This is a genomic window from Streptomyces sp. MBT65, assembly GCF_016612545.1.
Taxonomy (GTDB): Bacteria; Actinomycetota; Actinomycetes; order Streptomycetales; family Streptomycetaceae; genus Streptomyces.
Genome location: NZ_JAENRY010000119.1, coordinates 1 through 21,978 on the forward strand (window position 1 = coordinate 1; position 21,978 = coordinate 21,978).

The 21,978-nt window shown below is 71.0% G+C and carries 22 protein-coding genes and 2 pseudogenes; 14 read left to right on the plus strand and 10 right to left on the minus strand.

Translation table 11 applies throughout. From position 1 onward, the window contains the following. A pseudogene (locus JHN63_RS25985) lies at positions 1 to 429 on the minus strand (N-acetylmuramoyl-L-alanine amidase); the annotation flags it as partial. Positions 430 to 617: 188 nt separating this feature from the next. On the opposite strand from JHN63_RS25985, the gene JHN63_RS25990 reads away from it, so the two are divergent. Then, entirely contained in the window at positions 618 to 1,802 is a 1,185-nt protein-coding gene (locus JHN63_RS25990) for a MarP family serine protease (protein ID WP_200684848.1), read from the plus strand. Positions 1,803 to 1,804: 2 nt separating this feature from the next. Here JHN63_RS25990 and JHN63_RS25995 read toward each other — a convergent pair whose 3' ends face one another. Continuing rightward, a complete protein-coding gene (locus JHN63_RS25995) occupies positions 1,805 to 2,293 on the minus strand; it encodes a GNAT family N-acetyltransferase (protein ID WP_200684850.1) in 489 nt (162 codons plus the stop codon). 74 nt (positions 2,294 to 2,367) lie between these two features. Between JHN63_RS25995 and JHN63_RS26000 the strand changes: the two genes are divergently transcribed. The 4 genes and pseudogenes from JHN63_RS26000 (at position 2,368) to JHN63_RS54360 (ending at position 6,211) form a co-directional block, all read left to right on the plus strand. After that, positions 2,368 to 3,264: a TIGR01777 family oxidoreductase gene (locus tag JHN63_RS26000; RefSeq protein WP_200684852.1), complete on the plus strand. Its 897-nt coding sequence runs from the start codon at positions 2,368 to 2,370 to the stop codon at positions 3,262 to 3,264. Positions 3,265 to 3,289: 25 nt separating this feature from the next. Beyond that, entirely contained in the window at positions 3,290 to 4,195 is a 906-nt protein-coding gene (locus tag JHN63_RS53015; RefSeq protein WP_234477706.1) for a hypothetical protein, read from the plus strand. Between the two features lie 249 nt (positions 4,196 to 4,444). Further along, positions 4,445 to 4,726 (plus strand): annotated as a pseudogene (locus JHN63_RS54800) (FAD-dependent oxidoreductase); the annotation flags it as partial. Positions 4,727 to 4,855: 129 nt separating this feature from the next. Then, positions 4,856 to 6,211 carry an FAD-dependent oxidoreductase gene (locus JHN63_RS54360; RefSeq protein WP_374222946.1) on the plus strand — a complete coding sequence of 452 codons (1,356 nt, stop codon included), beginning with the start codon at positions 4,856 to 4,858 and terminating at the stop codon, positions 6,209 to 6,211. An 80-nt stretch (positions 6,212 to 6,291) separates the two neighbouring features. Here JHN63_RS54360 and JHN63_RS26015 read toward each other — a convergent pair whose 3' ends face one another. Beyond that, the gene (locus JHN63_RS26015; protein ID WP_200684862.1) at positions 6,292 to 7,728 is read right to left on the minus strand and encodes a regulator; all 1,437 of its coding nucleotides are present in this window, start codon (positions 7,726 to 7,728) and stop codon (positions 6,292 to 6,294) included. Between the two features lie 284 nt (positions 7,729 to 8,012). On the opposite strand from JHN63_RS26015, the gene lipB reads away from it, so the two are divergent. The 4 genes from lipB (at position 8,013) to JHN63_RS26035 (ending at position 11,258) form a co-directional block, all read left to right on the plus strand. After that, positions 8,013 to 8,831 (plus strand): lipoyl(octanoyl) transferase LipB, encoded by an 819-nt coding sequence (gene lipB, locus JHN63_RS26020; protein ID WP_200684864.1) that lies wholly within the window; start codon positions 8,013 to 8,015, stop codon positions 8,829 to 8,831. Positions 8,832 to 9,086: 255 nt separating this feature from the next. Next, positions 9,087 to 10,052 carry a lipoyl synthase gene (gene lipA / locus JHN63_RS26025; protein ID WP_200684872.1) on the plus strand — a complete coding sequence of 322 codons (966 nt, stop codon included), beginning with the start codon at positions 9,087 to 9,089 and terminating at the stop codon, positions 10,050 to 10,052. 242 nt (positions 10,053 to 10,294) lie between these two features. Further along, complete coding sequence (locus tag JHN63_RS26030) at positions 10,295 to 10,495, plus strand: hypothetical protein (protein ID WP_200684874.1); 201 nt, start codon at positions 10,295 to 10,297, stop codon at positions 10,493 to 10,495. 58 nt (positions 10,496 to 10,553) lie between these two features. Next, a complete protein-coding gene (locus JHN63_RS26035; protein ID WP_200684882.1) occupies positions 10,554 to 11,258 on the plus strand; it encodes a DUF4191 domain-containing protein in 705 nt (234 codons plus the stop codon). Positions 11,259 to 11,378: 120 nt separating this feature from the next. Here the strand turns inward: JHN63_RS26035 and JHN63_RS26040 are convergent, their stop codons facing one another. From JHN63_RS26040 to JHN63_RS26060, 5 genes are all read right to left on the minus strand, one after another. Beyond that, a complete protein-coding gene (locus JHN63_RS26040; protein WP_200684884.1) occupies positions 11,379 to 11,951 on the minus strand; it encodes a suppressor of fused domain protein in 573 nt (190 codons plus the stop codon). A gap of 246 nt (positions 11,952 to 12,197) precedes the next feature. Beyond that, positions 12,198 to 12,407, minus strand: a complete 210-nt coding sequence (locus JHN63_RS26045) for a hypothetical protein (protein WP_200684886.1) — start codon at positions 12,405 to 12,407, stop codon at positions 12,198 to 12,200. A 61-nt stretch (positions 12,408 to 12,468) separates the two neighbouring features. Then, positions 12,469 to 12,975, minus strand: a complete 507-nt coding sequence (locus JHN63_RS26050; protein WP_200684888.1) for a flavin reductase family protein — start codon at positions 12,973 to 12,975, stop codon at positions 12,469 to 12,471. 163 nt (positions 12,976 to 13,138) lie between these two features. Then, positions 13,139 to 14,314, minus strand: a complete 1,176-nt coding sequence (locus JHN63_RS26055; protein ID WP_200684890.1) for an acyl-CoA dehydrogenase family protein — start codon at positions 14,312 to 14,314, stop codon at positions 13,139 to 13,141. Between the two features lie 195 nt (positions 14,315 to 14,509). Next, a complete protein-coding gene (locus JHN63_RS26060) occupies positions 14,510 to 14,980 on the minus strand; it encodes an RDD family protein (protein WP_200684892.1) in 471 nt (156 codons plus the stop codon). Positions 14,981 to 15,178: 198 nt separating this feature from the next. Between JHN63_RS26060 and glnA the strand changes: the two genes are divergently transcribed. From glnA to JHN63_RS26085, 5 genes are all read left to right on the plus strand, one after another. After that, a complete protein-coding gene (gene glnA / locus JHN63_RS26065; protein WP_200684900.1) occupies positions 15,179 to 16,588 on the plus strand; it encodes a type I glutamate--ammonia ligase in 1,410 nt (469 codons plus the stop codon). A gap of 116 nt (positions 16,589 to 16,704) precedes the next feature. After that, the gene (locus JHN63_RS26070) at positions 16,705 to 16,965 is read left to right on the plus strand and encodes a hypothetical protein (protein ID WP_200684902.1); all 261 of its coding nucleotides are present in this window, start codon (positions 16,705 to 16,707) and stop codon (positions 16,963 to 16,965) included. Between the two features lie 2 nt (positions 16,966 to 16,967). Next, on the plus strand, positions 16,968 to 18,281 hold the full coding sequence (locus JHN63_RS26075; RefSeq protein WP_200684912.1) for a hypothetical protein: 1,314 nt from the start codon (positions 16,968 to 16,970) through the stop codon (positions 18,279 to 18,281). Positions 18,282 to 18,414: 133 nt separating this feature from the next. Next, entirely contained in the window at positions 18,415 to 19,338 is a 924-nt protein-coding gene (htpX, locus tag JHN63_RS26080; RefSeq protein WP_200684914.1) for a zinc metalloprotease HtpX, read from the plus strand. 31 nt (positions 19,339 to 19,369) lie between these two features. Then, complete coding sequence (locus JHN63_RS26085) at positions 19,370 to 19,954, plus strand: hypothetical protein (RefSeq protein WP_200684916.1); 585 nt, start codon at positions 19,370 to 19,372, stop codon at positions 19,952 to 19,954. A gap of 3 nt (positions 19,955 to 19,957) precedes the next feature. Here the strand turns inward: JHN63_RS26085 and JHN63_RS26090 are convergent, their stop codons facing one another. Both JHN63_RS26090 and JHN63_RS26095 read right to left on the minus strand, forming a co-directional pair. Next, a complete protein-coding gene (locus JHN63_RS26090) occupies positions 19,958 to 20,260 on the minus strand; it encodes a hypothetical protein (protein WP_200684918.1) in 303 nt (100 codons plus the stop codon). Positions 20,261 to 20,508: 248 nt separating this feature from the next. After that, positions 20,509 to 21,849 carry a DUF2252 domain-containing protein gene (locus tag JHN63_RS26095; RefSeq protein ID WP_200684920.1) on the minus strand — a complete coding sequence of 447 codons (1,341 nt, stop codon included), beginning with the start codon at positions 21,847 to 21,849 and terminating at the stop codon, positions 20,509 to 20,511. Positions 21,850 to 21,978 lie beyond the last annotated feature (129 nt).

Consider the following 21,978-nt stretch of genomic DNA (forward strand, 5'->3'; position numbering starts at 1 on the left):
GACGAGGAAGTTGTAGCCGATGTCGTCCCAGTCCCGGACGCCGGTCTGGCCGGCGTAGAGGTAGCGGATGATGCGGGGCGCGTCCGCGCAGTCGTAGCCGTTGGGCGAGTCGGTGTGGTGGATGAAGACGGCGACGACCTTGTCGTCGTAGCGCGGCGGCGGCTGCGCGTGCCGCGAGAGGGCGTCGAGCCAGGCCGAACGCGGGACGATCCGCGGCCGGGGCGCGGTGTGCTGGAGGGCGACCGGGCGGGCCGCGACCGGGGTGTGCTCGGCGGCCGTGGCCTTGCGTCCGATGCCGTTCGCGCACAGGGCGAGCACCAGGACGGCGGCGAGACCGGGGAGGCAGGCCAGCAGTACGAGCGCGGAACGGGGTATTCGTACCCGCTGCCGCCGTCCTCGTGCACCCGGCGTTCTTCTCTGGACACGCATGGTCACACTCTCGGCCGGATTCGCCCCGCCCGCGATGTGTGCTGTGCCACCCGGTGGAACCATCGTCCTGGTCCGGCACGTTTCTGGGGGTACACGCATGCGTGGTGGATTCCCGGTGGTCACGCGCGCGTGACTGATCAGTGGGCCCGTTCCTCGCGTACTAAGGGTTCCGAGAGAAAGGCGGCTCCGTGGACCTGCTCGACCTGCTGTTGTTGCTGGTGATCCTCGCCTACGCGGCGTCGGGGTACCGGCGTGGCCTCGTCGCCGGATGTGTGTCGCTCGCCGGGTTCGTGGGCGGCGCGGTCGTCGGTGTGTGGGTGCTCCCGTGGGTGATGGACCTGGTGACCCCGGGGACGACGACGGCCACGGTGACCGCCGTGCTCACCGTGCTGACCCCGGCGGTGGTCGGGCACGAACTGGCGGGGCGGCTCGCGCTGAAGCTGCGCAGGGAGCTGGACCAGGGTCCGCTGCGGGTGGCCGACGGGATCGGCGGGGCCGCGGCGAACTCGGTGGCGGTGATGATCGTGGCGTGGGTGGCCGCGAGCGTGCTCGGCGCGTCCTCGTCCGCGACGGTGACGACGGCGATCCAGGACTCGACGCTGCTCGGCAGCGTCCAGAAGCTGATGCCGGACACCACACCGACGTGGTTCTCGCGGGCCACCTCCGCGCTCACCGAAGCGGGCTTCCCGCAGGTCTTCAACCCGTTCGAGAACGAGTCGACGGCCGAGGTCGCCAAGCCCACCGGCGACAGCGTCACGGCCGCCGCGACGAACGCGTCCAAGCGGAGCACGGTCAAGATCGAGGGCTCCTCGGGCACCCAGGGCCGCGAGGGCAGCGGCTTCGTGTACGCGCCGCAGCACGTGATGACCAACGCGCACGTGGTGGCCGGCATCGACGACCCGACCGTCCGTATCGGCGGGGTCGGGCGGTCGTACGAGGCACGGGTGGTCCTCTTCGACCCGAACAAGGACGTCGCGGTGCTGTATGTGCCGGGGCTGCAGGCACCCGTCCTGGCCTTCGACGACAGCGCCTCGCGCGGCGACTCGGCCGTGGTCGCGGGCTATCCGCAGGACGGTGACCTGAACCTCCAGGCGGCGACCGTCGCCAACCGGGTGAACGCGACGGGCCAGAACATCTACAACGACGGGACGGTCACCCGCGAGATCTACTCGATCCGCTCCACGGTCCGCCCCGGCAACTCCGGCGGCCCGCTCCTGACCACCGGCGGCAAGGTCTACGGCGTCGTCTTCGCCCGCTCCACCTCGGACGACGAGACGGGGTACGTGCTGACGGCCGACGAGGTCTCCGGGGACGCGCGGAGGGCGGCGAGCGCGACGGCCGAGGTGGACACGGGCGATCTCGTCACCTCATAGGCTCACAGGGAGCGGCCCATGAGGACGTCGTCCACGTACTGCCCGTCGAGCAGGAACTCCTCGGGCAACACGCCCTCGACGACGAAGCCCTCGGCCTCGTAGAGCTTCCGCGCCGGCGCGTTGTACCCGAGCACGCGCAGGGTGATCCGCCGGGCGCCCCGGCGCCGGGCCTCCTCGACGGCGGCCCGGACCAGCGCCCGGCCGACCCCCTTCCCGCGCGCCTCGTCGGCGACCGCGAGCCCCTGGATCTGGCGGACATGCGCGTTGCACACGAGCTCGGTGGCGGGGACCAGCCGGATGTAGCCGACGATCCGCCGGTCGAGTTCGGCGACCAGGTGCTCACCGGGCAGATGCCGCTCGTCGAAGAAGGGGCGGTACGGCGGCTGCGGCCGGGACTGGACCGAGTGCAGGGGCGACCAGGCGGCGCGGTCCAGCGCGCCGAGTTCCTCGTCGTCGTCGGGCAGGGCGGTGCGTATGTACGGCTCGGACATGCGAGCCACCCTACGACGGCGAACGGCGGAGTCCTCATGGGGTTTTTACCGATCGACGAGGCAGGATGGGCGCCATGGAACGCTCGCGAATCGCGGTGACCGGCGCCTCCGGTCTGATCGGCAGCGCACTGGTACGGTCCCTGACCGCGGACGGGCACGAGGTGGTGCGCCTGGTGCGGCACGGCGCCCGGGCCGCGGACGAGGTGTGCTGGGACCCCGAGGGACAGTACGTGGACGCGGCCGGGCTCGACGGCTGCGACGCCGTGGTCAACCTCGCCGGTGCCGGGGTCGGCGACCACCGCTGGACGGACGCGTACAAGAAGACGGTCCGCGACAGCCGCGTGCTGGGCACGACAGCCCTCGCGGAGGCCGTGGCCGCGCTGGACCGGCCACCGCGGGTGTGGGTGAACGGCAGCGCGATCGGCTTCTACGGCGAGACGGGCGACCGCGCCGTGGACGAGGACGCGCCTCCGGGCGACGGTTTCCTGCCCTCCCTGTGTGTGGAGTGGGAGGAGGCGACCGCGCCCGTCCAGGAGGCGGGCGTGCGGACGGTGTTCGCGCGGACCGGGCTGGTCGTGGCGAAGGAAGGCGGGGCGTGGGCCAAGCTGTTCCCCCTCTACAAGGCGGGCCTCGGCGGGCGGTTCGGCAACGGCCGGCAGTACTGGTCGTTCATCGCCCTGCACGACGAGGTCGCCGCGATCCGCCACCTCATCGACACCGAGGGCCTGTCCGGCCCCTTCAACCTCACCGCCCCGAACCCGCTGCCGAACCGTGAGATCTCGGCGGCGATGGGCCGCGTACTGCGCCGGCCGTCCCTCTTCACGGTGCCCGCGCCCGCTCTGAAGGCGGTGCTCGGCGAGATGTCGGGGGATGTGCTGGGGAGCCAACGGGTGCTGCCGAAGCGGCTGTTGGAGTCCGGGTTCACGTTCGCGTTCCCGGAGATCGAGGGGGCGATCCGGGCGGCGTTGTGAAGGGCGGGGCGGTGAGGACGGGGCTGTGCGGGCGGTGCGGGGCTGTGCGGGCTGGTGTGGGTACGCCCGGCGCTTCTACGAATCCGCCGGCCGGCACGCCGACGGCGCGGCCGTGCCGGACACCACCGGTGGGGCCGCGCTCAACGAGTTGCGCCACCGCCGCCGTCTCACCCGGCCCGCTCGCGGTCATGCCCGGCCGCCCACCCGCTACCTTCACCGCATGGAACGGGCCACCATCCTGCGCAGCCTCGCCGCGAGCGGAACCGACACCGCTCCGCTGCGACTCGTCGAACTCGCCGCCGAACTCGGCATACCGGCCGCCGATATGCTCGTCGTCGCGGGCCACCCGGTGCCGGCCGAACTCCTTCCCCCGGAGCGCGACGCGAAGGTCGTGAGGCAGTTCGCGTATCGCGTCAGCCACTGCGACCACGCACAACTCGCCGCGCTGGAGGCCTTCGTCCGCTCGTTGCCCCGCGTCGCGACCCCGGGACCGTCCGTGCGGCCGGTCTCGCCGTATCCCCGCCCCGCCGAGACCAGGTTCGCCGCCACACTCAGCGGGTTGATCGGCAATCGCGGCTTCGGCATCCGCGAACTGCCGTTCCTGGGACTGTCCTTGAGCACGCTGTACGGCATGGTGTGGCGCTGGGAGCCGAATCGGCACCGGCGCCGGCAACTGTGCGCCGTGGCCGGTCCGTTGGGCTGGGCCCTGTCCGATCTCTTCGCGGTCGCCGACGAGCCGTACTCGGCGGAACTCCGCCCGATGGTGCACTGCCACCACCTCGGGCGGGTCTTCACGGCGGCCGTCCCCCTGACCACCGCCCAGCTGATCGAGACCGCGCAGGAAGCGGACCGGCTGAGCGTGCGCGCGGACCACGGCGCCTGGCAGCCCGTCTCGCAGGGCTTCGCCGAGGAGTGCCCGGACTTCCCCTGACCGCGAGGGACACCTTCCCCTGACCGCGAGAGACACGGTTGGCACCGATGATGACGCTCGGCGACCGTATGCGACCGCCGTGCGACCGTGCCCTGCGTATGCGCGACTCCCCTTGACCGATCACGGCCCTAACCTCGACCCGAACTCGGGTATCCCTGGAGGCTGTTGGGGGCATGACGTCTCCACCGGCCGCGCAACCTCGAGGAGGGGCACGTGCTTGAGCCCGCGTACCAGGCGGACGTCGTCGTCGTGGGAGCCGGGGTCGCCGGACTCGCCGCGGCGCATCGGCTGATCAGCGCAGGAGTAACGACCGCAGTCCTGGAGGCCGCCCCTTACGTGGGGGGCCGTATGTCGACCGAGAAGGTCGACGGGTTCCGGCTCGACCGGATCGGACAGTTCCTGTCCACCTCGTACCCCGAACTACGCCTGACCCCGGGCCTGGACGCCCTGGTGCTGCGCCCCTTCGCACCGGGGGTCCTCCTCCACAGCGACGGCCGCCACCACCACGCGGGCACCCCGGCGCCCGGAGGGAGCGCGTGGGGCGCACTCCATGCCGTACGCGCCCTGGCGAGCGCCCCTCGGGTGGGGGCGGTACCGAGGGTGCGGACGGGGTCCACGTGGGGTGGAGGGACGCGAAGGGGGTCCTTCTGGGGCGCGCCGGTGACGAAGGGACGAGCGGGCTCTCCTTGGGGCGGCCCGACGGCGAGAGGACGCGGAGGCGCCGCCCGGGCCGCGGCCGCACCGGGGGACCCGACGGGCGTTTCAAGGGGCGGGGCGACACCCGGGGACCGGGCACACACCTCCGGGGACGGGACGCCCCTCACCGAACGGGCCAGTACCCCCACCGTGGCAGGACCCGCGCCCAGGACCCGGGGTGGTGTGACGGGCGCTTCCTGGGAGGCGCTCAGGGACCGGGCAGGCGCTCCCTGGAACAGGGCGACCCTCAGGGACCGGGCCGACGTCTCCCCCGGGGACCGCAGGGACTCCTCCTGGGGCGGTCCCACGCTCAAGGACCGGCCCACGGACATCCGAGGAGCCGCCATACCCAGGTCCCGGGCCGGTGCCCCGCTCGGCGGCCCCGTGGACCAGGCCCGGCTCGGAACCGCGCTCACGCGCCTCGCGGGAACCCCGGTCGAACGGCTGCTGGCGCGGCCCGAGTCGGCGGCCGGGCAGGCGCTCGCGGCGCGCGGGGTGCCCGCGCGGACCATCGACGGTTTCCTGCGCCCCCTGCTCGCCGCGCTGCTCTGCGACCCGGAGTTGACGACCTCCAGCCGGTGCGCCGACCTCGCGCTGCGCGCCTTCGCGGGCGGGCGGCTGTGCCTGCCGGAGGGCGGCGCGGAGATGCTGCCCGAGGTGCTCGCCGCGGCGCTGCCGCCGGGCACCGTGCACACCGGCGTGCGCGTGACGGCCGTATCGACGACATCGGTGACCACCGCCGAGCACGGCGAGATCCGCTGCCGGGCGGTGCTGGTCGCGACGGACGCGCGCGCGGCGGCCGAACTCCTGCCCGGTCTGCGCGTACCCGACTTCCACCAGGTCACGGTCGTCCACCACACGACCGACGACCCGCCCGCGACCGGAGCCGCCCTGCTCCTCGACTCGGACCGCGGCGGCCCGGTCGCGCACACGGCGATCGTCAGCGAGGTCGACCCGAGCCGCGCGCCGGCCGGCCGCGCCCTCGTCTCCTCGACGGTCCTGGGTCCTCCCCCACCGGACGTCGAGACCGCCGTACGCAGGCATCTCGCCCGCCTCTACGGCACCTCGACCACCCGCTGGGAGACCCTCGCCGTGCACCACACCGCCACGGCGGTCCCCGTCATGCGCCCACCGCACGATCTACGGCGTCCGGTACGGCTGTTGGCCGGCCTCTACGTGTGCGGCGACCACCGGGACACGAGCACCGTGCAGGGCGCACTGCATTCAGGACACCGGGCGTCGGCGGCGATCCTCGGGGACCTGAGCGCGACGGGTTCCCTGCACAGGGCGGAACGGATACGGACGACACAGGCCGCCTGACGCGCCCCTGCAAGGGGCGCGGGGAACTGCGCGAGCAGCCACAACGGACCCGCGCAGTCCCCCGGACCGCACCCCTCGCCTCACCCGAACGCGGCGACCTTGTCGCGATACCCCCGAACCGGCGCCGCGTCCTTGTACGGCTCGAGCCGCCGCTCGAACTCCCGCACGTACTCGACGGCCCGCACCGACCGCATCTCCGCGGCCTGCCCCGCCGCCTCCGCCCCCAGCGCACACGCCTGGTCGAGCTCCCCGAGCCCGAGCCGGGCGGAGGCGAGCACGACCCGGCAGAACAGCCGACTGCGGGCGAACGCGGGCGCCCGCAACTGCAGCGAGCGCTCCGCGTGCTGCGCGGCGGCCCGGAACTGCTGAAGGTCCCGGTGCGCGTGCCCGAACTCGTCGGCGAGCTGCGCCTCGTCGAAGAACCGTGCCCAGTACGGCACTTCGTCCCCGGCGCGCGCCGTCTCCAGCGCGCGCTCGGCCCGGACGAGCGCGGACGTGCACGCCCGCACCTCCCCGAGCACCCCGTGCGCCCGCGCCTCCACGGAGTGCAGGAGCGCCTGCACCACGGGCGGCGCACTGGTCCCGACCCCCTGCTGCGCCACCCGCGCGAGCTGCACGGCCTCCCGCCCGTGCCCGAGATAGACGGCCTGCCGGCTCATCGTCATGAGCACGTACGAGCCGTAGGCACGGTCCCCGGCCGCCTGCGAGAGCCGTAGCGCCTGCACGAAGTACCGCTGCGCGAGCCCGTGCGCGGCGATGTCGTACGACGTCCAGCCCGCGAGCCGGGTGAGGTCGGCCGCCGCCGCGAAGAGGCGCCGGCCGGTCTGCTCGCCGTAGGTGCCGCGCAGCATCGGCTCGGTCTCGTGCTCCAGGTAGCGCACGAGGGCCTGCCGGGCGTGGCCGCCGCCGTAGGCGTTGTCGAGGGTGCGGAAGAGTTCGCCGACCGAGCGGAGCGCGGAGATGTCGCCGCCGGTGACCTTCTGGCCGGGGCCGCGCTCGGCCGCCCCGCGCTGCCGGGGTACGGCGGGGCGGCCCTGCGGGGGCACCCGGTTCGCGGCCTCGGCGCGGCCGACCCGGTCGTCGGCGCGGCCGATCAGCCAGTCCCGGCTGGGCACCACGAGACCGGCCGGGGTGAAGGCGATCTTGCGCAGTTCGGCGTGGCTGCCGGAGTCCTTGCGCCACAGCCCGCTGACGATGTCGACGGCCTCCTCGGGGGTCGCGGCGAATTCGAGCCCGGCGTACACCGGCGCGCAGGCGTCGAGCCCGAGATCCTGCGCGGTGAGCCGGCGGCCGAGCCGGCGGGTGAAGACCTCGGCGATGAGCGCGGGTGTGGTGCCTCTGGGCTGCTGGCCGCGCAGCCACCGGGTGACGGATGTCTTGTCGTATCTGAGATCGAGTCCGTGCTCCAGACCGAGCTGGTCCACGCGACGGGCGAGACCTGCGTTGGAGAACCCCGCTTCTGCGATGAGCGCGGCGAGCTGACGGTTGGGAGTGCGCTGCGCGGGTCGTTCCGTCATCTGCGGTGCGGTCTCCTGCCTTTCGGGCCTCAACAGAGGCCTGTGCGGCCACTGCCTGCCCGGATTGCCTGTGAGCAGCCCTTTTGGCCTCGTGAACGGCGCGAATGTAGCGGAGCGTAAGCATCCCGTCGCACATTCCGACGTGCATTCATCCGATCGTGTGAGGATTGGTCGTAGGGCTGACGGTCCCGGCCGCCCGGTGGGCTGTCAGTGGTCGGTCGTACAGTGGCGTAGGCATGTTTCGTGCCTTACGACTCATAGGTGCTGCTGAGGAGGCGCTTGCCGTGGGTGAGTTGCGGTTCGTCCGGATGGGGTTCGGCGCGGACGCGGTCGAATACCAGGAGGCGTGGGACGAGCAGCGCCGGGTGCACGCGGCCCGCTTCGAGGACGCGGTCCCCGACACCGTGCTGCTCCTGGAGCACCCGCCGGTCTACACGGCCGGCCGCCGCACGCAGGACAACGAGCGCCCCCTCGACGGCACCCCGGTCGTCGACGTCGACCGCGGCGGCAAGATCACCTGGCACGGCCCCGGCCAGCTCGTCGGCTACCCGATCCAGAAGCTGCCCCGCCCGGTGGACGTCGTCGCGCATGTACGACGCCTGGAGGAGGCGCTGATCCGGGTGTGCGCGGAGTTCGGCGTGGAGACCAGCCGGGTCGAGGGCCGCAGCGGGGTGTGGGTGCTGGGCGATCCGGTCGAGCAGCGCCCCAGGCTCGGTGGACTCTCGCTCGACTTCGATCCCCGGTTGCACGACGAGGAGTTCGACCCGCGGATGAACGGCCCGGAGTACGCGCCGTCGAACGCCGGCCAGCGCCGCGAGGACCGCAAGATCGCCGCGATCGGCATCCGCGTGGCCAAGGGCGTCACGATGCACGGCTTCGCACTGAACGTGAACCCGGACAACCGCTGGTTCGACCGCATCATCCCGTGCGGCATCCGTGACGCGGGCGTCGCCTCGCTCGCGGCCGAGCTGGGCCGTGACGTCACGATCGACGAGGTCCTGCCGGTGGTCGAGCGGCACCTGCTGGACGTACTGGAGCACGCGGACCTGAAGCCGCGGGAGATCGAGAGAACTCCGGCGACTGTCAGCCCGTCCGGCGCCTGAGCATCGCCTCGGGCACACGTCTGCCCGTCCGGCGTTGCCTCGTAGGCGCGGCCGAAATAAATCAGCCCGTCCGGCGTTGCCTTGAAGGCGGGGTCGGTATCACTCAGCCCGTCCGGCGTTTGAGGACGAGGCCCTTTCGGGCCGAAGCGGGGGTCCGGGGGCGGCAGCCCCTGGGGGCCGACACCAACACAGAGCCACCAAATCAACGGGCGTACCCTGGGTGACGCCGAGGAATCAATCGCTAGGGAGCCCATCGTGTCCGCAGTCGCACCCGACGGACGCAAGATGCTGCGCCTGGAGGTCCGGAACGCCCAGACCCCCATCGAGCGCAAGCCCGAGTGGATCAAGACCCGGGCGAAAATGGGTCCCGAGTACACGAAGATGCAGGCCCTCGTGAAGAGCGAAGGTCTGCACACGGTCTGCCAGGAAGCCGGCTGCCCCAACATCTACGAGTGCTGGGAGGACCGCGAGGCGACCTTCCTCATCGGCGGCGACCAGTGCACCCGGCGCTGCGACTTCTGCCAGATCGACACCGGCAAGCCCGAGGCCCTGGACCGCGACGAGCCGCGCCGGGTCGGCGAGTCCGTCGTCACCATGGACCTCAACTACGCCACGATCACCGGCGTCGCCCGCGACGACCTTGAGGACGGCGGCGCCTGGCTGTACGCCGAGACGGTCCGTCAGATCCACGAGCAGACCTCCTCCCGCGAGGCCGGCCGCACCAAGGTCGAGCTGCTGGCCCCCGACTTCAACGCGGTACCGGAGCAGCTCGCCGAGGTCTTCTCCTCCCGCCCCGAGGTCTTCGCGCACAACGTCGAGACGGTCCCCCGCATCTTCAAGCGCATCCGCCCCGGCTTCCGCTACGACCGCTCGCTCAAGGTCATCACCGAGGCCCGCGACTACGGTCTGGTCACGAAGTCGAACCTGATCCTCGGCATGGGCGAGACCCGCGAGGAGGTCAGCGAGGCGCTGCGCCAACTGCACGAGGCGGGCTGCGAGTTGGTCACGATCACGCAGTACCTGCGGCCTTCGGTGCGTCACCACCCCGTGGAGCGCTGGGTGAAGCCGCACGAGTTCGTCGAACTGAAGGAGGAGGCCGAGCAGATCGGCTTCTCCGGTGTCATGTCCGGCCCGCTGGTGCGCTCTTCGTACCGTGCGGGGCGGCTGTACCAGATGGCGGTCGAGAAGCGCGGCGCGTACGTCGCGTCCCAGGCGGTCTGAAGCAAGACCGTGTGAATTCGCGCACAAGTGGCTACTCATCGGTAATACCTGATGCCGACGCGGTCCTGACCGTCCTCCCAGTTGAGGGCGCCCATCAGGGCCGCGTCAGCGTTTCGGCCCACCGCATCAAGGCTTCATTGGCGTTTGACCGGTCGGTCACGCCCTGGTAACACCAAACAGTGACACTGCATTTACAGCACGTAGACCCATACCCAGAGCCGTTCCGAGGGGGGACCTCCACGATGCAGGCCGCGCCCGTCCGTGCCACCGCCATCCCGTCCGTCACCGACGCCCTGCGCGCGGTCGAGTCGCTGCTGCTGAGCAGCGGCCAGCGCACCGCCCGTCGCAACGCGTGGACCTCCGTCCTGGAGGACCGCCGCCGCGCCAAGGACCGTGTCGAGGCACAGCTCGTCATCGAGCAGACCCTCACCACCCACTCCTGAACCTCGCACTCCGGGCACCGCCGTCGTCGGCGCTCCGGGAGCCACGTAGACTCGTGGCATGGCGAGGAAGGACACGACAGCGGACAACGCTGCGAACCCCGGGCGACTCAAGCAGATCGCTCTGACGTACAAGATGACGCGCAAGGCCGACAAGACGATCGGTCTTGTACTCGCGGCTGTCGGAATTGCCACCTTCGGTGTCTTCCTCGCGATCGGCTTCTTGCTCGGTCACCCCATCTATCTCGGCATCCTCGGTCTCCTGCTCGCCTTCCTCGCGACGGCGATCGTCTTCGGACGCCGGGCCGAGCGGGCGGCCTTCGGGCAGATGGAGGGCCAGCCGGGCGCGGCAGCGGCGGTACTGGACAACATCGGCCGGGGCTGGACGACGACTCCGGCGGTGGCGATGAACCGCAGCCAGGACGTGGTGCACCGCGCGGTCGGCAAGGCCGGCATCGTGCTGGTGGCGGAGGGCAACCCGAACCGGGTGAAGTCGCTGCTGGCCGCCGAGAAGAAGAAGATGAACCGCATCGTCGCGGACGTCCCGGTGCACGACGTGATGGTCGGCACGGGCGAGGGCCAGATCCCCCTCAAGAAGGTCCGCACGACGATGCTGAAGCTGCCGCGGGTCCTGACGGGCCCCCAGGTCACGGCAACGAACGACCGCCTCCGCGCGATGGGCGACCTGATGAGCAACATGCCGTTGCCCAAGGGCCCTATGCCGAAGGGCATGAAGCTGCCCAAGGGCGGCGGCAAGGCCCGCTGACACCCCGCATTTCGACTCCTACGACGAAGGGGGCGCCCGGATCACTCCGGGCGCCCCCTTCGTCGTAGCGCGGGCGCGACTACTCGCCTACCGCCCCTCTATAGCTGTTGAGGTTCCATCTCAGACAACTGGATCTCGATCGGGATCCAGCACATTTACGGCCCTCGAATCCAGCATGGCTTCAAATTCATCAAGAGTTTCACGCCTGATGAAATCGACCTCACTCTTGTGGATCGGCAGTAGCCACAGGAATCGCGCACCTCCGGCTTGCGATGGAGACCATTCAAGTTCGGGCCCATACGGATAGGGCAGACTCACCAGAAGGTGCTCCATGCGCGAATCCGGCATCCAAGGACGGCCGATATTGACGATCGAACCAACAGTCAATCGATGGGCCTCAAACGAGTGATAGTGGCTCACCATCGCCAACGTTTCCGAGTGGACATGAGCGGCCACAGGCGACATGAGGAAGAACTCGGTTCCATCGGCGTTGGATCCATCGAGCGAGGAGCCCACCGTCACATATACCCAAGCCCCGCCAGCGCGCTCGGGCAGGATTCGATAGATGGCGAAGTGCGGAACGCGCTCGCGGATCGGTCCGTTATTCCAGGGGGCAGGCTCCACAATGTGGCCGTCCCAGAAACTCCGAACATGCCCCTCAAGAGCGGACAGTCGCTCGCTTTCGCTGGTCATAGCCCCAGGTTCCTCTTAATCGCCTTGGAGACCTTTGCCATGTCAGCCCCCTGTGACTGCCGGCAGACTTTACATGCAGATCCGTTGATGCCGTCGTTCTTTGCATAGGCTCTTCGCTCCGCATTCACCATCTCTGCCCATCGGCCACGACAGTAGTGCAGAACCAGCGGCGGATCATGCTCGGGAACCGGGGCGCGAGCCGTTCCTGCCGTCATCGTGGTGCCGGATTCCGGGCACGGCTGTCCCTCACCGCCCAAGTCGCCGTGACCGGATTCTCGTGATCTGAATTCGGGTTCCGGCACTGGTCTGGAGCCATTCGCCGGCGTTCAGGTCGGTGGCGTCGAGCCATTCGCCCGGGGCCGGGACCCAGAAGGGGTGGTTGTCCGTGGCTGTGACGGTGGCGGTGACCTCGTCGCCCAGTTCCAGTTCCTCGATCGGCGGTGCCACGGAGGTCATCAGCGCGAACACCACCTGGTTCGCGAAGCCGGCGCTCGGCTGATCGCCACCCGGGGCGGCGTCACGCCAACGTCCTGAACCCCCGGTCGTAGTACACCATCGGAGACCCCTCCCCCAGTCGCACCCCCGTCACCCGGCCGATCAGGACCGTATGGTCCCCGGCCGGGTGTCGTGCGTGGGCGGTGCAGTCGAGTTCGGAGAGGGCGCGTTCGACCGTCGGCAGGCCGGCCGGGCTGAGGCACAGGCCGCCGGAGGCGAACTTGTCGGTGCCCTTGGTGGCGAAGCGCAGGGCGAGGGGGCGGTGGTCGGGGGACAGCACGCTCACGGCGAAGCGGTCGCAGTGGCCGAACGACTGTGCCGAGTCGGCCGAGTTCGCCAGGCAGACCAGGACCATCGGCGGTTCCAGCGAGACCGAGCAGAAGGAACTGGCCGTGAAACCACGGGGAGTTCCGTCCTCGCAGCAGGTGGTCACGACCACGACCCCCGAGGGGAAGCGGGCCATCGCCGCCCGGAAGTCCTCGGGCTGCACCGCGGCTTCGGCTTCCAGTACTTCCTGACGCTCCGTCATGACGGTGCACCACCTGTTGGCCTTTGTGGGCCTTCGTGGAGGCCGCCGCGAGTTCAGCGGCCTCGATACGGCCTCGGACACGGCTCACCGATGATGATCGAGATCGTCACCCGGCTCCAGATCGACTATGCGGTCAGCGTCCCGGACCGGCAACCGGGACCGCTCAGCGCACGGCCCCGGCCCCCGCCCCTTCCCCGCCGGACAGTGCCCAGGCGCCGTAGGCCGCGCCCGTCGTCTCGAAGGAGAGCGCGACGTGCGAGGCGGCGCTGTTCACATCGCGCCAGAAGCGCTGCACGGGGTCGGACGAGGACTGTCCGGACGTGCCACCGGCGCGGAAGACCCGGTCGACGGCGGAGACCAGCAGTTCCACGGCCAGCGCGAGGTCCCGGGCGCCGCGCACCGCCGCCTCGCCCTCCGGCGGGCACTCGGTGCCGTCGGCGACCGCCGCCGTACGCAGGACGAGGAGTTCGGCGGCGTCCACCTCCGCCGCCGAGCGGGCCAGGGCGACCTGCGTCGAGGGCTTCTCGCCGACGGCCTGGCCCCGGCGGTCGACCCGCGTCCCGGTCCGTGCGATCCAGGCCCGCAGCGCGCCCCGGGCCGCGCCGACCAGCGGGGCGGCGAACGGCAGCGCGTTCACGGCGTGCATCGGGACGAGGTGGCAGCGCGCGTCGGAGGCGGGCGCGCGGCCGGCGTGCACGGCCGACCGGGACAGGGTCCGGTGCTCGGGCACGAAGACGTCGGACAGGACGAGGGTGTCGCTGCCGGTCCCCCGCATTCCTACGGTGAACCAGCTGTCCTCGATGCCGAAGTCGGCCCGCGGCACCGCGAAGAACCGCACCTCGGGGCGTACGTCGGGATCCACCGGGCCCTCGGCGGGCACGGCCGCGCAGGCCAGCGCCCAGTCGGCGAAGTGCACCCCGCTGATGTACTTCCACTCACCGCTCAGCCGCCAGCCACCGGCGATCGGTTCCGCCTTGCCGGACGGCATGAGCGCCCCGGCGAGCAGGACGTCCGGGCCGTCCGCCCAGATGTCGGCCTGTCCCTCCGCGGGCAGGAACGCCCCGTACCGCCCGGCGTAGGCCGCCAGCGAGGCGGCCCAGGCCGCCGAGGTGCAGCCCTCGCCCACCAGGCCGACCGCGGAGGTCACATCGGCGAAACCACCGGCTTCGCCGCCGTGGGCCCGCGGGACGAAGTGCCGGGCGAAGCCCGCGTCCCGCACCGCCTCGACCACCTGCGGCGAGAGCCGCCGGGCGCTCTCCGCCTCCTCCGCGTACCGGGCCGCGATCTCCGCGACCCTCGGTGCCCCGGCCACGACCGTCGACTTGTCGCCTGCTGCCATCCTGCCCACCACTTCCGTCGGGAACGGCGACAGTGTCCCGGTCACGGCCCGTCACGGAGCGCACCCCGGGCCGAGACCGGCCGACGGTCACCCGCCCGGCACGAAAACCGCCACGGAAACCGGCGCGGAAACCCGCACGGAAAAGGGGGCGCCCGGGTCCTTCCGGGCGCCCCCATAGCCGTACGACTGCTGCTGCTAGATCCGGATCTCGACCGTGCGGGCCAGCCGGTCGTGCAGGCCGCGGCCGTCGCGGTCCCAGATCAGGGCCGGGATCGCGACGCAGAGGAGGGCGGTGCGCAGCAGGGTGCGCAGGAAGTCGGGGCGGCCGGTGGCGAGGGCGGCCACGCGCAGGCCGAAGAGGCGCTTGCCCGGGGTGAAGCCGACCGTGCCGACCGTGAGCGCGCTGAGGACGAAGAAGACGAGGAGGGCCCAGTTGCCGGTCGCTCCCGGCTTGTAGCCGTGGGTGAGCAGGCCGTATGCGATCACCAGGCACAGGGCCCAGTCGACGGCGAGGGCGCCGAGGCGGCGACCGGGGCGGGCGATCGAGCCGGGGCCCTGCTCGGGCAGACCGAGCTGCTCGCCGCGGTAACCGAAGTCGACACCTGCTCGCTCCGCGGCCTCGCGGGGCCCCGAGAGCCACGATCCGATTGCATCCCTGTTGTCCACCCGTCCACGGTACTGCCCGCGTTCTGCCATGCGGACAGGAGGGGCCAGGCGAGCCAAGACCGGTTAACTTGGGCGAAACAAATGGGTCACGCCAGAGAAATCCCCCGTCCCTAAGGTCGGGTCCAGCGTGTGCCACCGCACTGGCCGCACGAACGAACTACCACCCCGGCACGGACGGTCGGGAGTAGGAGGAGCTGGATGTTCCAGAACGCCGACGAGGCCAAGAAGTTCATCGCGGACGAGGACGTCAAGTTCGTCGACGTCCGATTCTGCGATCTGCCGGGTGTGATGCAGCACTTCACGCTGCCGGCGACGGCCTTCGACCCGGACGAGGAACTCGCCTTCGACGGCTCCTCGATCCGCGGCTTCCAGGCCATCCACGAGTCCGACATGGCGCTCCGCGCCGACCTGTCGACCGCGCGCGTGGACCCCTTCCGTCGCGACAAGACGGTCAACATCAACTTCTTCATCCACGACCCGATCACGGGCGAGCAGTACTCCCGCGACCCGCGCAACGTGGCGAAGAAGGCCGAGGCGTACCTCGCCTCCACCGGTATCGCGGACACCGCGTACTTCGGTCCCGAGGCCGAGTTCTACGTCTTCGACAGCGTGCGCTTCGAGACCAAGGCGAACGAGTCCTTCTACCACATCGACTCCGAGGCGGGCGCCTGGAACACCGGTGCGGTCGAGGACAACCGCGGCTACAAGGTCCGCTACAAGGGCGGCTACTTCCCGACCCCGCCGGTCGACCACTTCGCCGACCTGCGTGCGGAGATCTCCCTGGAGCTGGCCGCGTCCGGCCTCCAGGTCGAGCGCCAGCACCACGAGGTGGGCACCGCCGGCCAGGCTGAGATCAACTACAAGTTCAACACGCTGCTCGCCGCGGCCGACGACCTCCAGCTCTTCAAGTACATCGTGAAGAACGTGGCTTGGCGCAACGGCAAGACCGCGACCTTCATGCCGAAGCCGATCTTCGGTGACAACGGCTCGGGCATGCACGTCCACTCGTCGCTGTGGGCGGGCGGCACCCCGCTCTTCTACGACGAGGCCGGCTACGCGGGTCTGTCGGACGTCGCCCGCTACTACATCGGCGGCATCCTCAAGCACGCCCCGTCGCTGCTCGCGTTCACCAACCCGACGGTGAACTCGTACCACCGCCTGGTGCCGGGCTTCGAGGCGCCGGTCAACCTGGTGTACTCGCAGCGCAACCGCTCCGCCGCGATGCGTATCCCGATCACGGGCTCCAACCCGAAGGCCAAGCGCGTCGAGTTCCGCGCGCCCGACTCCTCCGGCAACCCGTACCTCGCCTTCTCGGCGCTGCTCCTCGCGGGCCTGGACGGCATCAAGAACAAGATCGAGCCGGCCGAGCCGATCGACAAGGACCTCTACGAGCTGGCCCCCGAGGAGCACGCGGGCGTCGCCCAGGTCCCGACCTCCCTCCCGGCCGTCCTCGACCGCCTCGAGGCCGACCACGAGTTCCTGCTCGCGGGCAACGTCTTCACGTCCGACCTGATCGAGACGTGGATCGACTTCAAGCGCACGAACGAGATCGCGCCGCTGCAGCTGCGTCCGCACCCGCACGAGTTCGAGCTCTACTTCGACGTGTGATCCAACCGATCGGACTGTGATCCAGCCGATCGAACCGATCGTCGGTTGCCCCCGTCTCTCTCTGAGAGGCGGGGGCACCGTCGTACGCAGACTGTTTTCCGGGAGGGACAACGGGGATGGGGCAACAACAGGACGACGAGGGGCGGGAGTTCGACATCCGGTGGGCGGACGAGGCCGAGCACAAGGAGCCGTCCGCGCGGGCCCGGATGCTCGCCGCCCGCTGGAAGGAGAACCCTCCGGGGCCGGTGCCGTTCCGGGGTGAGCCCGAGGGGGTGGGGCCGCGGCGGTCGTCCTGGATGTCGACGGTGATCGTGCTGGGGAGCGTCGTCGCGGTCATCGTGCTGCTGGGGTACGTCAACTCCCGGGCGCCGCACTAGAGATGGACGAGAAGACCGACGTCGGGGAGCCTCTCGCGTGGCTCCGGCTGGACGAGGCGCTGCGTCATCAGCCGTACGCTCCCTCCGGCCTCGCCGAGCCCGAACTCGCGGTCGCGTTGTGCCACCACGACGGCAGGGTCAGGGAAGCCGCGCTCCAACAGGCCGTCGAGCACCCGGTGTTGCTGCCGCTGGTCGTCGTCCGGTGTGCCGACTGGGTCGAGCAAGTGCGGGAGCGGGCGCGGGAGTTGCTGGCCGAGGCCCTCGACGTGGAGACCGGCGTCGCTCTCGCGCCGCTGATCCTGCTCTTCGGACGGCGCGGCCGGGGTGCGTTCGCCATCGAGCTGCTCGACGAGGTGCTGCGCGGGGCGTCCCGTGAACAGCTCGCTCCCCTCTTCGTCCAACCCGACCGTGCCGTACGCCGGTTCGTCCATCACCTCGCCGTCGAGGAGAACCTCCTCTCCCCCGCCGAACTCGCCCGCGCCGCCGCCCGGGACGCCGACACCGTCGTACAGAACCTCTGTGCGGAGGCCGCGTTGGTCGCCGTAGCCAAGACGGGGGTCTACGACGAGGTGCTCGGGCCGCTGCTCGGGGCGCGGAATCCGCGGGCCCGGGCGGCCGGGGTCACCGTGTTGCGGGCGGCGGGGCGGCCGGAGCGGGCCGAGGGGTTTCTCGCCGATCGGTCCGGTGTCGTGCGGGCCTGTGCCCGGTATGTCGTACGGCAGGGTGGGGGTGATCCGTTGGCGTCGTACCGGGCTTGGTGCCGTGCGGCGGAGCCTGCGCCGGGGGCCGTGATCGGGCTCGCGGAGTGTGGTGGGCGGGACGATGCCGAGCTGTTGTGGGCGCTCGTCCCGCATCCGAGTGCTGCCGTGCGGGCGCGTGCCGTGGGTGGGTTGCGGGTGCTGGACGTCGTGGACGTACGGCGGATGCTGCCGTTGCTCGATGATCCGGCGCCCGGGGTCGTGCGGGAGGCGACGCTCGCGTTGTTGCCGTCGGCCGGGCTGGTGCCGGACGGGCCGCTCATGGAACGGCTCGGGGGTGAGTGGCCCAAGGTGTGGCCCCGGCATGTGCGCGTCGGCGCGTTCCGGCTGTTGGACGCGCGGGGCGGGATCGTGCGGCTGCGGGCCGCCGTGACCGTGCTCGACGATCCGGACGGGCGGCTGCGGGCCTGGGGTGAGCAGGTGGTGCAGCGGTGGCGTCCGGAGGAGGGGATGGCGCCCGGGGACGCCGAGGTGGGTGAGCTGCTGGGGCGGGCGCGGCATCTGTTCAGCGAGTACGTGCTGAGGCGGCGGCTGTGGGAGGCGGGGCTCGACGGCTGACCCGCGCTCGCGTGCGCTCATCGGATTCTCAGGGACCTTTTGCTCCGCCTAGGGCCGATCGGGACCGCTTCATGGGAAGGGGCGGGTGCACACTGGGCGGTGGGACGAGTGCCTGACTGCGGGGTGATGGCAGATGCAGAGCCGCTTCCGGAGCGACCGGCGGCTGACCGTACGTATGGGTCTGACGCTGTTCCTGCTCGGGCTGTTGTACGTGGCGTTCGTGGCCGCGCTGATCGTGTTGCTGAAGTCCTGGGTGCTGGTCGTGGTGGTGGCCGGTGGGCTGCTCGTCGCGCAGTACTGGTTCTCCGACCGGATCGCGCTGTACGCGATGAAGGGCCGGATCGTGGAGCGGGAGGAGTATCCCGAGCTGCACGGGGTGATCGACCGGCTGTGTGCCGTGGCCGACATGCCCAAGCCCGTCGTCGCCGTGTCGGACATCGACATGCCGAACGCCTTCGCCACCGGGCGCAACGCCGACAACGCGGTCATCTGTGTGACCACCGGTCTGCTACGGCGGCTGGAGCCGGCCGAGCTGGAGGGTGTGCTCGCGCACGAGCTGTCGCATGTGGCGCACAAGGACGTGGCCGTGATCACGGTGGCCTCGTTCCTGGGGGTGCTCGCGGGGCTCATGGTCCGGTTCGCCTTCTACTCGCAGATCTTCCGGGGGCGGAAGGACCAGAACACGCTGGCCGTCTTCGCGGGGATCATGGGGATCTCGGCGGCCGTGTACGCGATCAGCTTCCTGCTGATCCGGGCGCTGTCCCGGTACCGGGAGCTGGCGGCGGACCGGGCGGCGGCGCTGCTCACCGGGAAGCCCTCGGCGCTGGCGTCCGCGCTCACCAAGGTCGACGGTGACATCGCCCGGATCCCGACGAAGGACCTGCGGACGGCCCAGGCCTTCAACGCCTTCTACTTCACCCCGGCGACCGGTGCCGAGCCCGGTATCTCGCGGTTCTTCTCGACCCACCCGAGCCTGGAGCAGCGGCTCGACCAACTGGGGCGGATCTCCGCCGAGTTGGGTGAGGCTGCGGTGCCCGGCATCGACAAGGCGGGCTGAGGATGAGGGACTTGAGGATGAGGAACTGAGGATGGGATTGCTGGACATCCTGCTCGGCCGTACGAAACCGGTCGCTCCCGATCTCGACCGGCTCTTCGCGCTGCCCTCGGCGGCGGTGACGCTGGAGGCGGCGGCCGGGTTCCGGGCGACCGGGCACGGGGCGGTGTGCTTCGCGACGGTGGAGGGCGGGGCGTTCGAGCAGACGCACCGGGAGGTCCAGGCGCTGCTGGACGCGGACGCGGAACGCACCGGGCCGCCGGTGGAGTTGACCCAGGATGCGTACGGCTACTCGTGGCTGGTCTCGCGTCGGTCGCCGGACCAGTTGTCGGCGCTGGTCAATGATCTGCACGCGGTGAACAGCGCGATGGAGGTCAACGGATTCGGACCTCAACTCCTGTGCTCTCTCGCCGGGTTCGAGGACGACGGCGGGCGGCGGCTCGCGCTCGTCTATCTCTACAAGCGCGGGACGTTCTTCCCGTTCGCGCCGCTGGCCGGTGACGGGCAGCGGCGCGACAGTTCGCTGGAACTCCAGGTCAAGTCGATGCTCGGCAACGACCTGCGGATCGAGCAGGATCTGAGCCGGTGGTTCCCGGTGTGGGGCGCCCCCGGCCTGTAGGTCCTACTTGCTCTTCTCCCGTGCCTGCCGACGCGACTCCAGGGGGCGTTCGCGCTGGTAGCGGCGCTCCCATTTGGCCTGCTTGTCACGGCGGTCGCGGTACGCGCGGTAGCTCGACGGGGTGGCTCCGCCTCCCGAGGAGCCCGCGCCCGACGAGGACGACGCCGAGGAAGAGGACGAGGACGAGGAGTCCCGGCCGTACTGCAGGTACAGGAAGAGGACGGCGACCGCGGCCAGCCACCAGACGTGGTTGCCGAAGCCGAACAGGACCAGGACGACGGTTCCGGATAGGACGATGGTGCCCATGACGGGCCTCCGTGGGCGTGGGTGTGTACGAGCGGTGATCTGTTGTGAGCACGACGGGGCGCTGGGGTGGGCGGCCGACCGTCGGGCGGTTGGGTGCGACAGAGACTAGCGCCGACTCCGCAGGGTGACGCCTGCCCTGCGCGAAACGATGGTGACCTGCTCCGCAATGCGTCTCCAGCGTAGGGAGTCGGTCACTCGGTGTGCATCTTCTTTTCCCCGGCGGGGAGTTGGGGCCGGCCGCGGTCGCGTCAGATGTTCGGTGCCGCCGTGACCACGCCCGCCGCGACGGCCGCGCCCAGGGTCGCGTGGTCGGCGGTGGTCTGGGTGGCGTAGGACAGGGCGAAGTCCGCTACGGCGTGCTCGAAGGTGTCGGTGCCGCCCAGGTAGGCGGCGATGGCGACCCGGTCGCCGGAGCGGGCGTGGGCGCGGGCCAGCGCGGTGCCGCACAGCCGGGCGTAGGCGAGGAGTTCGGCCGGCTTCATGCCGGCGACGTCCGCGGAGCCCTTCATGTCGCGCAGCTGGCGCCAGTAGAAGGCGCGGCCCTGCGGTCCGGTCATCCAGCCGAGGAAGATGTCGCTGGCGGCCTGGAGCAGACGCTGGCCGGCGACGACACGATGGCCGGGGTGGACGTACGGTCCGCTCGGCAGATGCTCCTCCAGTACGGACTTCCGCGCCTCCTTGATCTGCAGGAACAGCGGGTCGTCCTGGTCGCGGCCGGCGAGCAGCACGATGAAGCAGCGGGTGCCGACGCTGCCGACGCCGACGACCTTGCGGGCGGCGTCGACGAAGCGGTAGCGGTCGAGCAGCAGGCGGCGCTCCTCGGAGAGGGTGGAGCGGTAGTCGCTGAAGATCTTGCGCAGGGAGGCCATGTCGGGGGCGCCGGCCGGTTCCAGGAGGGGCGGGTCGTGGACGATACGGCGGCGGCCGTCGACGGTCTCGGTGAGCTTGCCCACGGCGTGCAGGCTGGTGCGGCGGCGGGCACGGGTGAGGCTGGACTCGACCCGGCGGCGGTCGCGGGCGGAGCGGACCAGGGGCAGCAGGCTGTCGGCGTCGATCCGGTCGTACCAGACCGCGAGTTCGCCCCTGCGGGCCAGGGCGCGCAGCGCCGTACGGTACGTGGCGGTCGCCTCCAGCGCGGCGCGGTGGGCCTTGGTGTCGCCGTGGCCGTTCTCGCGGGCGGCGACGGCGACGCTGGCGGCGAGGCGTTTGACGTCCCACTCGAAGGGGCCCGGGAAGGTCTCGTCGAAGTCGTTGAGGTCGAAGAGCAGGGCGCGTTCCGGGGACGCGTACAGGCCGAAGTTGAGGAGGTGCGCGTCGCCGCAGAGCTGCACGGTGAGGCCGGTGTGCGGCTGGGAGGCGAGGTCGGCGGCCATCACGGCGGCCGAGCCGCGGAAGAAGGCGAAGGGGGACGCGGCCATGCGGCCGTACCGGATGGGGAGGAGTTCCGGGAGTCTGTCCCGGCCCTGGCGTTCCAGTACGGCGACGGGGTCGGGGCGGTCCACGGAGGGGATCCAGTCGGCGTGCGCGGAACGGGGGACGCGTTTGCGCGCGGCGCGGCCACGGTCGGCCCGGTCGGCCGGTGTGGTCATGTGCCGTGCCTTTGCATGCCGCCGCCTCCCGGGGTTTCACTTCGCGCTGTTGCTACGCAGTGAAAGCGGGCATCGGCGTGAGCGCATACCGAGTGCGGCGACCGGGTGAAGTCAGGGCTGTGTTTGCCC